Origin of the sequence: Micromonospora sp. DH13 (assembly GCF_020873825.1) — a bacterium.
GTDB lineage: Bacteria > Actinomycetota > Actinomycetes > Mycobacteriales > Micromonosporaceae > Micromonospora > Micromonospora haikouensis.
This window is the reverse complement of record NZ_JAHWGR010000008.1, coordinates 126,809-138,770: the sequence shown is the minus strand read 5'-3', so window position 1 is coordinate 138,770 and position 11,962 is coordinate 126,809. Positions and strand designations below refer to the sequence as shown.

Annotated in this window: 11 protein-coding genes and 1 pseudogene; 5 read left to right on the top strand and 7 right to left on the bottom strand. The window is 70.3% G+C overall.

Annotated features, from left to right (window positions below):
- Nucleotides 1-67: 67 nt before the first annotated feature.
- From LPA42_RS10760 to LPA42_RS10750, 3 genes are all read left to right on the top strand, one after another.
- Nucleotides 68-277 carry a hypothetical protein gene (locus tag LPA42_RS10760; protein ID WP_077937550.1) on the top strand — a complete coding sequence of 70 codons (210 nt, stop codon included), beginning with the start codon at nt 68-70 and terminating at the stop codon, nt 275-277.
- A gap of 271 nt (nt 278-548) precedes the next feature.
- Entirely contained in the window at nt 549-1,808 is a 1,260-nt protein-coding gene (locus LPA42_RS10755; RefSeq protein WP_158229423.1) for an acyltransferase, read from the top strand.
- A gap of 168 nt (nt 1,809-1,976) precedes the next feature.
- Nucleotides 1,977-2,915: an alpha/beta hydrolase gene (locus LPA42_RS10750; protein ID WP_228986520.1), complete on the top strand. Its 939-nt coding sequence runs from the start codon at nt 1,977-1,979 to the stop codon at nt 2,913-2,915.
- Between the two features lie 34 nt (nt 2,916-2,949).
- Here LPA42_RS10750 and LPA42_RS10745 read toward each other — a convergent pair whose 3' ends face one another.
- The 6 genes and pseudogenes from LPA42_RS10745 to LPA42_RS10715 form a co-directional block, all read right to left on the bottom strand.
- Nucleotides 2,950-3,348: a type II toxin-antitoxin system VapC family toxin gene (locus LPA42_RS10745; RefSeq protein ID WP_077937547.1), complete on the bottom strand. Its 399-nt coding sequence runs from the start codon at nt 3,346-3,348 to the stop codon at nt 2,950-2,952.
- Entirely contained in the window at nt 3,345-4,271 is a 927-nt protein-coding gene (locus LPA42_RS10740; RefSeq protein WP_077937546.1) for a hypothetical protein, read from the bottom strand. The genes LPA42_RS10745 and LPA42_RS10740 overlap by 4 nt, the downstream gene beginning before the upstream one ends.
- A gap of 74 nt (nt 4,272-4,345) precedes the next feature.
- Nucleotides 4,346-5,148: pseudogene (locus LPA42_RS34725) on the bottom strand (helix-turn-helix domain-containing protein).
- Between the two features lie 312 nt (nt 5,149-5,460).
- A complete protein-coding gene (locus LPA42_RS10725) occupies nt 5,461-6,006 on the bottom strand; it encodes a GNAT family N-acetyltransferase (RefSeq protein ID WP_198956543.1) in 546 nt (181 codons plus the stop codon).
- 309 nt (nt 6,007-6,315) lie between these two features.
- Entirely contained in the window at nt 6,316-7,215 is a 900-nt protein-coding gene (locus tag LPA42_RS10720) for a hypothetical protein (protein WP_077937545.1), read from the bottom strand.
- 441 nt (nt 7,216-7,656) lie between these two features.
- Nucleotides 7,657-8,028 carry a nuclear transport factor 2 family protein gene (locus LPA42_RS10715; protein ID WP_043963220.1) on the bottom strand — a complete coding sequence of 124 codons (372 nt, stop codon included), beginning with the start codon at nt 8,026-8,028 and terminating at the stop codon, nt 7,657-7,659.
- A gap of 184 nt (nt 8,029-8,212) precedes the next feature.
- Between LPA42_RS10715 and LPA42_RS10710 the strand changes: the two genes are divergently transcribed.
- Nucleotides 8,213-9,562, top strand: coding sequence for a cytochrome P450 (locus LPA42_RS10710; RefSeq protein WP_158229422.1), 1,350 nt, complete (start codon nt 8,213-8,215; stop codon nt 9,560-9,562).
- On the opposite strand, the gene LPA42_RS10705 is transcribed toward LPA42_RS10710, so the two are convergent.
- Nucleotides 9,546-10,994, bottom strand: coding sequence for an MFS transporter (locus tag LPA42_RS10705; RefSeq protein ID WP_077937543.1), 1,449 nt, complete (start codon nt 10,992-10,994; stop codon nt 9,546-9,548). The two genes, LPA42_RS10710 and LPA42_RS10705, sit on opposite strands and share 17 nt — an antisense overlap.
- Before the next feature lie 245 nt (nt 10,995-11,239).
- Here LPA42_RS10705 and LPA42_RS10700 point away from each other — a divergent pair, with 245 nt between their 5' ends.
- Entirely contained in the window at nt 11,240-11,866 is a 627-nt protein-coding gene (locus LPA42_RS10700) for an ATP-dependent Clp protease proteolytic subunit (protein WP_096761639.1), read from the top strand.
- Nucleotides 11,867-11,962: the final 96 nt, after the last annotated feature.

The window sequence follows — 11,962 nt, the reverse complement described above, 5'->3', positions numbered from 1 at the left end:
ACCTGCTCGGTGGGGATCCCGGGGAGCGGCTCGACCTGGCGGACTACGGGGCGGGCTTCGAGGACACGTGCTGGAAGCGACCGTGCCGGGGTTCTGGAAGCTGGAACGGCAGCAAACCTTCAAGGAGCCCGGCGACGAGGGTTGGCGCGCCTTCGCCGACGGCCGCTGGGAGGAGTCGCTGCGGATCTGGACGCGCCCCGGCCCCGGGCGTTACCGGCCCCCAGCCGGCGTTCACCCGATCGGTGGCGCGACAGGCACGATCGACCGCGCCCGCTGACCGAAAGGGCATAGGCGGAAAGGAACACCGACGGGCGTTCCGCCACATCCCGCAGAATGCATTCAATTAGCTCGAACGAATTAGGTATCCGACCATTGCCGCAACCATCGCGGCCCCGGGGCGCGCGGGTATCCATTCACGACATGTCGCACCATTGACGACGCCGCACGTCTCAACAACGAAACGATTCCGCGGCGAATATGGCGGCGAATGCATCCGACCTCGTATTCATAGATCCAGATCAGGATACTGAATGCTCCGAGGAGGAACGATGTCCACTGAAGCCGACGCGGCGCATTCAGCGCCCGCACGACCCGCCGGCCCGGAACGGCCGGCGTCACCACCGCCCGTCGGCGGGCCGGACCACGCCGGCCCGCCCGACCGGCCGCGCACCAGGTTCCGTGGCGACATCGAGGGAATCCGCGCGGTCGCCGTGGTGACGGTGATGCTGTTCCATGCCGGCGTGCCGGCGCTGTCCGGCGGCTTCGTCGGCGTCGACGTCTTCTTCGTCATCTCGGGCTATCTCATCACCACCCAACTGCTGTCCGAACAGAGCCGGACCGGCGGGGTCGCGCTGATGGGCTTCTACGCCCGCCGGGCCAAGCGGCTGCTGCCGGCGGCCAACGTGGTGCTGGTGACGGCAGCGGTGTTCGTGTTCCTGATGGTGCCCCGTGGCCGGTGGGGTCAGATCGGCGGCGACATCGTCGCCGGGGCGTCCTACCTGTTGAACTGGCGGCTGGCCGAACGCTTCGCGAACCCCGACCCGACGATGCCGCCGTCCCCCGTACAGCATTTCTGGTCGCTTGCCGTCGAGGAGCAGTACTACCTGATCTGGCCGTTGCTGATCCTGCTGGCGGTGGCGCTGGCCAAGGTGTCCGGCGCCCGACTGAAGCCGGTGCTGGCGGCGACGCTGGGCCTGCTGGCCGCTGGCTCGCTGGCCTGGTCGGTGGCCACCACCGTCGGCGCGCAGTCCCCGGCGTTCTTCCAGACCACCAGCCGGATCTGGGAGTTGGCCGTCGGCGCGGGTGTCGCCATGTCGGTCGGGGCGTGGGCCCGGCTGCCCAGGCCGGTCGCGGTCGTGCTGGGCTGGGCCGGGCTGGCGGCGGTGCTGGTGGTCTGCCTGTCCTTCACCCCGATGATGGACTTCCCCGGCTACACGGCCGCACTGCCGGTGCTGGGCACCGCGGCGGTCATCGCGGCCGGCTGCGCCGCCCCGGCCAGGGGCGGGGTGGGGACCGCGCTCGGGGTCGCGCCGCTGCGCTGGATCGGCGCGCTGTCGTACTCGCTGTATTTGTGGCACTGGCCGATGATCGCGATCGCGGCCACCTACTGGGGGCCGCTGTCGACGTCCACCGGCCTGCTGGTGATCGCGCTGTCGACCGTCCCCGCCTGGCTGACCTTCCACTTCGTGGAGAACCGCATCAGATACTCCCGGCGGGTCTCGCAGTCGCCACGGCTCGCCCTGGGCATCGGGGCCGGTTTCTCCGCGCTGGGCGCGCTGGCCGGCGTCGCGCTGCTGCTGGCGGGCTGACCGGGTCCGGCGCCGACCGTCCACCCGGTCGGCGCCGGGCCGACGGCCGCGACGTCAGACCGACGGAAAGTGGTACGGCTCAGAATGTCTGATCCTGGCCCGGTCGCTCGTCGGTAGGACGAATGCCGCCCGGCGGCCTGCCGAGCGGTTCCGGCCATGGAGGTTGACATGACGTACGCCTTTGACGCGGAGCTGGCGCCGTGGGTGCCGATGCTGCCCGTCCTCGATCTTCGCGACCCGGCCGCCGCGCGCGAGGTCGGACGGGCCATCGCCGCCCAGCTTCCCCCGCCCGACCTGACCGGCCTCACCGTGCTCGACCGCACGGTGCCCGGCCCGGCCGGAGCTCCCGCCGTCCCGGTGCGGATCTACACTCCGCAGCCGTTGGCGGCGTCGGCACCGGCCGTCCTGCACCTGCACGGCGGCGGCTTCGTGCTCGGCGACCTGGCGCTCGAACACGCCGACGCGGCCGCGTTCGCCTCCGGCACCGGGGCCGTGGTGATCGCCGTCGACTACCGCCTCGCGCCGGAGGCGCCCTTCCCGGCGGCGCTGGAGGACAGCTACGCGGTGCTGTGCTGGCTGGCCGGCAACTGCGCCGAACTCGGCGTGGACCCCACCCGCCTGGGTCTCTACGGCCGCAGCGCCGGTGGCGGGATCGCCGCCGGCCTCACCCTGCTGACCCGCGACCGTGGCGGCCCACGGCTGGCCATGCAGTATCTCGACGTCCCGGTGCTCGACGACCGGCTCGACAGCGTGTCCATGCGCGCCTACGTCGACACCCCGATCTGGAATCGCCCCAGCGCCGAGCTGGGCTGGGCCCACTACCTCGGGGACGGCGTCAGGCCCGGCGAGCCGGGCGTGTCGCCGTACGCCGCCCCGGCCCGCGCGGAGGACCTCGCCGGGCTGCCGCCGGCGTTCGTCTCAGGCTGCCAGTTCGATCCGGTACGCGACGAGGGGATGCGCTATGCGCAGCGGCTGGCCCAGGCCGGCGTGCCGACCGAGGCGCACCTGTACCCGGCCACGTTCCACGGTTCGGCGCTGGTGACCGAGGCGGCGGTGTCGCGGCGGATGCGGCGGGACGCGGTGGCCGCCTTCCGCCGGATGCTCTGACCGCCGCCCACGAAGTCGCGGCGCGGAAGCTATCTCAGGGCAGTACGACGAGCCCGGGAAAGCCGTCGAAATGTCGACGGTTCAATGTCAGCAATGGAGCCTCGTGGCGGATCGCCGTAGCACAGATCCAGAGATCGTTGGTCTGCGCCGTCTGCCCCAGCGCGTGGCCGGCGGACTGGGCCTGCGCCTTGAGCCGTCCCCACAACCGGGCCAACTCCTGATCATAGGGGGCCACCACGTAGCGCCGGACGGCCTCGTCGAGGGCCAGGACACGACGATCGCCCCATCCCGCCTTCGCCGCGCCGTAGTGCAGCTCAGCGACGGTCGCAAAGCTGAGAATGGGCATCGAGCCAATCAACTGCTGAGCGAGGTGGTCATCGGCTCCCTGCCAGATGATCGAGAAGGCATCAGTGTCGACGAGGACCCGCTTCACTGGCCTTCACCCTCACCTCTGGCCGAACGCAGCGCCGCCAGAAAGTCGTCCATGTCGCCTATCGGTGCCCCTCGTAGTTCCTCGACCGAACGGACCGGCGTCACGCCCTGCGCTCTGGCGATGTCGTCCAGGCTTTTCGGCTCGGCAGAGTCAAGCCTTCGCAGGCTCGACAGGTGCAGAATGTGGATTGTCGTGCCGTTGGGTTCGAGCTCGGCGACGCCTTCCGCCATCACTACCTGGTCCATCGCGTCCAGCACAGCGTCCCGCAGGTCAGAGTCGAAGTCACAGAGGATACTTCCGGCATAGGTGTCGATCCGGCAGCGCAGGGTCGCGGGCGAGAAATCGCCCATGTGCAGGCGGCCGACGATTGTCGATTCCTGGGCGATCTTTTCAAGAGAAGTCCGTCGGACGGCTCGGTGGAGCGCTTCGTCGATCACGAACCGGGTGCGATCGCCCTGCCACAGCTCCACCCGGGTGACGTTCCTGGCACTGATCCCACCGGTCAGGCTTCTGAGCTGATTGAGCACTTGCGGGCCGAAGTGAGGTGGCAGGACCTCCGGTCGCTCGCGGAGACGGTTCGTGCCTTCCTCCAGCACCGTCAACGCCTGCTCCAACACTCCTTCGTCGAGTGAGAGCTGCCCGGTTCGCGCGATGTCCAGCAGCGCCGAGCCCGCTCGAAATCCGACGAAGTCGAGCCGCACCGCGTCCACGATCTCGCGGGGCCGACGGCCGGGGCCGGTGGCCTTGCCGGCGATGCTCAGGGCCAGCAGCTCCAGGGCCGCCTGCAACCCGCTTGCCAGCCGGGACAGCTCGGCGAGCGGGAGGCGACCACCCTCTGTGGCCGGCCCGACCGCCCGCAGCGTCAGGTCGACAGCCGGCGAATCGTCACCCGCCATCGCCACCTCCTCCACCACCACGCCCACCGGTCCAGACAGGGTACGCGCCCTTCGGCGCAGCAGCGGCCGCGACACTGAGCGACACTCCGAACACTGATCGCTCAGCCGTGGTGCACCTCCTCGCCGATCTTGACGATCAGTCGGCGCGCCCCCTCCTCGCCCAGCGCCACCGCGTCGAGGCCGGCCCAGACCTGCTCGTAGGCGGCCCACTCCGTCGGCCGGTCGAGATAGAGCGCCCCGGTCAGCGACTCCTGATAGACCACCGGCGGGTCGGGGTCGACGCGCAGGCCGAGCGGGAAGTCCAGCAGCACGAACGAGCCCGCGACCGCCCCGTCGCACGCCCCGGCGGCGAGCGGCAGCACCCGGATCGACACGTGCGGCAGCCGGCCCGCCTCCACCAGATGCCGGAGCTGCCCGTCGATGACCTCCGCGCCGCCCACCACCCGCAGCAGCACCGCCTCGGAGAGCACCACCTCGAACCGGGGCGGCGCGGGCAGCCGCCGCCGGAGCAGGCCCTGCCGCAGCAGCCGCGCCTCGACCGGCCGGTCCGCTCCTCGGCGGTCGCGCCGGGCCGGGGCGGGCACGTCGCGGACGCGTACGCCCGGGTCTGCAACAGCGCGGGGACCAGCGCCCCGGCGTGCTCGCGCAGCCGGCACGCGGCGGACTCCAGGCCGCCGTAGAGGTCGAGCCAGTCGGGTACGGGATCGCCGTACGCGTGCCACCAGCCCCTCCCCCGCGTCTCGCCGGCCAGGGCGACCAGCCCGGCGGTCAGCTCGCGCCGCGCGCCGTACAGCTCGCACATGGCCCGCACGTCGACCCCGCGTACCACGCCGAGGCCGCTCTCGATCCGCCACACCTTCTGCCGGCTGCACTCCAGTGCCTCGGCGACGCCGTTCAGCGTCATGCACGCCTCGGTGCGCAGCTCCCGCAGCGCCCGCCCGAGCTGCCGACACGGCACCGACCCGCGCCGCTGGGCGGGCAGCTGCGCCCGGTAGCGGTCCGCGCGCTGGTTCGGCCGGCCCGCCGCTCGCCGCCGCTCGGGCCACCCGTGGCCGACCGCGCCGTCGCACCGCGAGGTCGCCACCCCATCGGGTACGACCGCCTCGGCGACCCGCCGCCGCCAGCGCCCCGGCTCGGCGTCTTCGTTGCCGACAACTCGGGACAGCACTCGTAGAGTGTCGGCAGGATCCTGAGGCCATAGCCTCCCGGACTCGCCTCAACCACCCTCAGTCCTTTCGCCGGCGGGATCTCGAATCCGGGAGAACACGACGGCGTCAGCACGCCGGTCGGGAAAGGTCAGGAAGCTGTGCAGCACGCCCTCCTGCTCGAATCCGGCAGCGGTGAGAACCCGTCGGGACGCCTCGTTGTCCGGCTCGACCCACGCCTCCACCCGCGCGATGCCCGCGACATCCAGCGCCCACGAAGTAGCCAGCGTCGCCGCTCGCCTGGCATATCCATGCCCCCGCGCCGAGGGGATGAGCCAGTACCCGAGGCCGGCGACACCCGGCTGTGGTCGCAGCATGAGCACAACCGAACCGACGGCCTGACCGGTCACGGCATCGGCGACCGCGAGCGAGATCCCTTGACCGCCCTCCACCCGGCTCCACTGTCGGCGAACGAACGCACCCGCCGCATCCACTGAGAACACCTTTGGAACCGTGGTGGCCTCGGGAATCCGCGGATCCAGGGCAGCCGCCCGGAGGCAATCCAGATCATCCTCGCGCCACGGACGAAGGCGAACGACCCCGTCAGTGAGTTCCACCGCAGGATAACCAAGCCCCATCCCGCCGACGCTACCGCCGCAACCGCACCCGCTCGCCCCCGTGATCAAGAGAAAAGCGTCAGAGTTGATCTCGACGGTGACGCAAACCTCTTGATCACCGGCCCGGGACGCGGGGGCGCCGGGGCCCGGCGCGACAGAGACCGGGGTGGGCACAGGGGCGGGGTGGGTGACGGGGTGATGACGTAGACGACTCAGCTCCATAGGACCCGTCCCCACTACGTCGACCGTCGTCTCCCACAAGAACGGGGAGGGACGATGTTCCGCCCCTCCCCGCTTCGTGAACCCGCTTCAGGACAGGAACTTGTCCAGGGCCGCCTCGATGGTGCCGCTGTCCGGCGAGGCGTACGACTTCATGGTGACCTTGTTGTACGAGATGAAGCTCGGGCACCGGTTGGCCGGGGCGTTCACGGTGCCGCCGTCGCCGATCTTCTCCGCGGTCTTCGCCGCGTAGAAGGTCATCGTGTAGCGCGACGAGATGTAGGAGATCGTGACCTGCTTGCCGGAGTTGTCCTTGTAGTCGCACTTCTTGGGCGTGCCCTCGCTGCCCTCGTCGACCTTCAGGCAGGCGACCACCGACACCGACGTGAAGTCGGCCGACTTCGCGTAGTACGGCTTCGCCGAACTGACCGACTTTGTCGACCAGAACGTGGGCCGCTCGATGGAGTTCGCGAAGGTGTACGCCTTCGCGCCGGACGGGCCGCTGTAGGTCGCCGCGTTCAGGATCGGGCTGCCGTCGCAGACCCCGGACAGGTCGCTGGAGTAGCGCGCCGTCAGCGCGTTGTTGTTGTTCGGCTGCTCCTGGGACTCGGCCGGCTCGGGGGCGGCCGAGGTCTCCGTGCCGGGCTGGGGGTTGCCGTTGCTCGGGGCCGCCGTCGCGGGGCCGGACGCGATCGGGGTGGGATCTTCGTCGTCGCCGACGAGGGCGAGCCCGATGCCGGCGCCGCAGATCGCGAGGACGACGACCACGGCACCGGCGGCCAGGCCGATGATCAGGCCTCGGTTCGACTTCTGCGGCGGCGGCATGGGGGCACCGAACTGCGGGGGCCCCGGCTGGCCGTACGCAGGCTGGCCGTAGCCCGGCTGGCCGTACGCGGGATACCCGGCGGGCTGCGCGGGGGCGGGCGGTCCACTCCACGGGGTGACGTTCGGATCCGGCTGCCCTCCGTACGGAGGGTGATTGCTGCTCATCTGAAGCCCTTATCGCTATCGGCGGGTGCCACGGCACGGGATCATGAAACAGGGTAGTGAGCGGCGCAAATTGTCGCCCCGCCGATCAGGGCGGGTGACCGACGTCGATCACGCCACGTCAGGAGTCATGACTTTCCGTGTCGGGTGGGCTGCGCTGGCGATTCTCCCCCGACGGGGGTATGGGCCCTTCGGCGGCCGGTTGCGGTTTTCGGGAAAGAGGTCCCGCTGCAGGTGGACGACGGGAGCGGTCCCGCCGGCCGAACGGTTCAACGTGTGACGCAGATTACTCAACTCGCTGTCAGGATCGGGCCCGTGGTGACCCACCGGGACAGCCGTCGGGAGGGGGCGGACACGGGGCCGGGCACCGCCGGCGGGTCGGTGCCCTTCGACGGTGCCCGGCTGGGCCAGCCCTGGTTCGGGCTTACTGGAGGTGGGCGCGGGTCAGGACACCGGCTCCCGGACGTCCATGCGTTCCACCAGGCCGTCCCGGATGGTGTAGAGGTGGTGCACCACCTGGTCGGCCAGCACCTCCCCGTCGAGGGTCCGGACGACCTGGTGGACCTCGACGCAGATGCGTCCGTCGGGTTCCGGGGTGATGGCGCGCGGTTCGACCCGGGGGTCGATCGAGTCGAACTGACGCCGCCAGTACTCGCTCACCGCCACCGGCCCGGTGGCGCGGACACCGTCGATCATGTTGGGCCAGTCGACCGCCGGGCTGAGAACGGTGACGATGTCGTCGATGTCGCGGGCGTTGAACGAGGCGTAGAGGCGGCGGAGCAGTTCCGTCACCTCCGGTTCCAGATTGGTCGTCATGCCCCGAGTGTGGGCAGCCATGTCGGGCAGATCAGGTGAATCATATTATTCGGTGATTTCACATCTTCGGCGCTGCCTTCGGGGTCGGGGAGCGGGGTTCACCCGATACTTCGGCCGGTGCCGGGCCGGCACGCTCAGTAGGTCCCCGCGACCACGGCGGGCGAACGCCGTCGAAGGAGTGGATGTGTCGAGTCCGACCGCCGGCCCGGCCGGCATCCCCACGGTGCCGGGAAAGCTGCCGGGCATCGGTCACGTGCCCCGGCTGCTCAGGAACCCCCTCGCTTTCATGCGTTCGCTACGCGACACCGGCGACCTCGCCTGGGTGCACCTCGGGCCGCAACGGGTCCTGTCGGTGAACTCCCCGGAGCTGGTGCACCGGATGCTGGTGACCGACGGCCGCAAGTACGACCAGGGAAAGTACTTCGACAAGATCCGTCAGGAGTTCGGCAACGGGCTGCCGGTGTCCAACGGGGCCTTCCACACCCGGCAGCGCCGGCTCATCCAGCCCGCCTTCCACCGCGAGCGCATCGAGGGCTACTTCCGGGTGATGGCCGACTCCGCTGCCGCCATGACGTCGCGCTGGCAGCCGGGCGAGGTCGTGCCGCTGAAGGCACAGGCCCTCCAGCTCATGCTGGGGATGGTGGCGAAGACGCTCTTCTCGGCGGACGTCAGCGGCCGGGTCAACGACGAGGTGCAGCGGTCGTGGACGACCATCGTCAAGGGAGTGGCCTGGCGGACCATGTCACCGGTGGAGTTCCTGGAGAAGGTGCCCACGCCGGGCAACCGGCGCTACGTCCAGGCCAGCCGCCGCATGCGCGCCGCGGTCCGGGAGGCGGTCGTCGAGCAACGCAGGACAGGCGCCGACGACGCCAGCCTGCTCACCATGCTCCTGGCCGCGCGGGACGCCGAGACCGGCGAGAGGATGAGCGACGAGCAGATCATCGCGGAGATCTTCCTGATCCTGTTCGCCGGCACCGAGACGGCGGCCTTCATGACGGTCTGGCTCTTCCACGAGCTGGCCCGCGAGCCGGCGGTGGCCAAGCAGTTGTACGCGGAGATCGACTCGGTGCTGGGCGACGGCCCGCCGACCTTCGAGGCCATCGGCAGGTTGACCTACACCCGCCGGGTGCTCACCGAGTGCCTGCGGCTCTACCACCCGGGCTGGATGTTCATGCGCCGGACCAACACCACGGTCGAGCTCGGTGGCCGGGAGCTGCCGCCGGGCACGGAGACCCTCTTCAGCATCTACGCCCAGCACCGCGACCCGCGGTCCTTCCCCGAGCCGCTGCGCTTCGACCCGGACCGCTGGCTGCCCGGGGCACCGCAGCCGCCCGACGACGCGTACATCCCGTTCCTGGCCGGCAAGCGGCAGTGCATCGGCGACGGCTACGCGTGGGCGCAGATGGTGACGACGATCGCCACCATCGTGTCCCGCTGGCGCCTCGAACCGGTGCCCGGGCATCCGGTGAAGGAGCTGCCCCAGGCGCTGATGGCGCCGAGCGAGCTGCCGGTGGTGGTCAGGCCGCGGCCTTGACCTGGTCGGGGACGGCCCGCCGGACCCGGCGCTGGGCCAGCAGGATGAGCACGAAGGCGGCGAGGTAGAGGGCGCTCTCCCAGCCGAACACCACCCGGTAGCCGTGCATCGTGGCCGCCGCCTCGTCGCTCGGCCTGGTCAGCAGGTAACCCGCGACGGACCCCGCGAAGAGGGTGTTCAGCAGGGCCGTCACCATCGAGGCGCCCATCTGCTGGGTGGTGCTCACGACCGCGCTGGCCACCCCCGCGTCCTTCGGGTCGATGCCCAGCAGGACGACGTTGTTCAGTGGGAACAGCGACATCGCCACGCCCACCCCGATCAGCACCAGGGGGATCAGCACCGCCGTCGGGTAGGGCGAGTCCACGCCGAGTCGGGTGAGGGTGAACAGCCCGGCCGCGCCGACCAGGGCGCCGACGGACATCACCGGCAGGGGTCCGAACCGCACCACGGCGGGCGCGCTGAGTTGGGCGGTGGTGATGATGGCGAGGGCGAACGGCAGGAAGGCCAGGCCGGTCTGGACGGCCCCGTAGTCCCTGGTGTTCTGGAAGTAGAAGGTGAGGAAGAGGAACATCGACAGCTGCGCCCCGTTGGCCAGCACGGCGGCGAGGTAGAGCAGGGCCCGGTGCGGCTCGCTGACGATGCGCAGGGGCAGCAGGGGCTGCCTGCTGCGCGCCTCCACGAGGACGAAGACCCCGAGCAGAAGGACGCCGGCGGCCAGCGAGCCGAGGGTGACCACCGAGATCCACCCGTTGGCCTCGGCGAGGGTGAGGCCGTTGGCCAGGCACACCAGTCCGAGGGTGGCGGTCAGCGCCCCGGCGAGGTCGTAGCGGCGTCCCTTGACCGCCGGCGGGTCCGGCCGCAGCGTGGCGGCGGCCAGCACGACGGTGACGAGCACGATGGGGATGTTGACGAGCAGGCACCAGCGCCAGGAGGCGTACTGGGTGAGGGCGCCGCCGAGCAGGAGCCCGACGGCGGCGCCGCTGCCGGAGACCATGCCGTAGACGGCGAAGGCGCGGGCGCGGTCGGCCTGCTCGGTGAAGGTGACCGAGATGAGCGAGAGCACCGCGGGCGCCACGACGGCCGCGAAGGCGCCCTGCAGGGCCCGGGCCGCGAACAGTTGGACGCCGTTGTCGGCCAGACCGCCGAGCGCGGAGGCGACGGCGAAGCCGACGAGCGCGGCCAGGAACATCCGCTTCTGCCCGAGATAGTCGACCAGTCGGCCGCCGAGGAGCAGCAGTCCGCCGAAGGCGATGGCGTAGCCGGAGACTACCCACTGCCGGTCGGCCAGGGAGATCGACAGGTCGGTCTGCATCTGCGGCAGCGCGACGAACACGACCGCGAGGTCGAGCACGATCATGAGTTGCGCGGTGGCGACGACCCCGAGGGCCAGCCAGCGGCGCGAATCGGCTGGAGAAAGATCCTTCGAAGACATGGCAACCTCTCACGCCGCGCGATTGGGAGGGCAGGATGTCCGTCAATTCGCTATCGCGCCGCAACGGTGAACCAGACAAGCATCCTAAGTGGATCGGTGTCAAGATAGAGAATTCGTTATGCCGTCGGCAGAATGTCATCTCACGGGGTTTCGACCAATGAGGATCACAGTAGAATGGCTTCGGTATCGTCGTAGCTTCAACCGGAGGTAGCCAGATGACCCGCTCGCCCGAGCGCCTGGGAGCGATGTCACCAGACGCACCACTCGGAATCATCGCTCGCGCCGGCGAGACCAACCTCAGCTTCGACGGCAACCTCTTCAACCGGCTGCTCGAGGAGCGCATTATCTTCCTCGGCTCGGAAGTGAACGCGGAGGTGGCGAATCGCGTCTGCGGGCAGCTGCTGCTGCTGGCCGCCGCAGATCCGGTCCGCGACGTCCACCTCTACATCAACTCCCCCGGCGGTTCCGTGGACGCCGGATTGGCGATCTGCGACACGATGGACTTCATCGAGAACGACGTGTCGACGCTGGTCGTCGGGCTCGCCGCGTCGATGGGTCAGGTTCTCTCGTCGGCGGGCACCAAGGGCAAGCGGTTCGCCCTGCCCCACTCGCGGATCATGATGCACCAGCCCCTCGGTGGCATCCAGGGCGTCGCGTCCGACGTGGCCATCCAGGCCGAGCAGATGCTCTACGTCAAGCGGGTGCTGCGCGAGGAGACGGCTCGCCACACGGGCAAGTCGGTGGACGAGATCGAGGCCGACGCCGACCGCGACCGGTGGTTCACCGCCGACGAGGCGGTCAACTACGGGCTGATCGACCGGGTCGTGTCCCGCGCGACGCACGTTCCGGACGGGGCCGGCACGCGGGGCTGAGCGATCCCGGGGTTGAGCAACCCCGGCAGCCAGCGAATGGCCGCCGCCGGTCGGACGACCGGCGGCGGCCATTCCTCTGCGGAGCGAGGCGGCTCC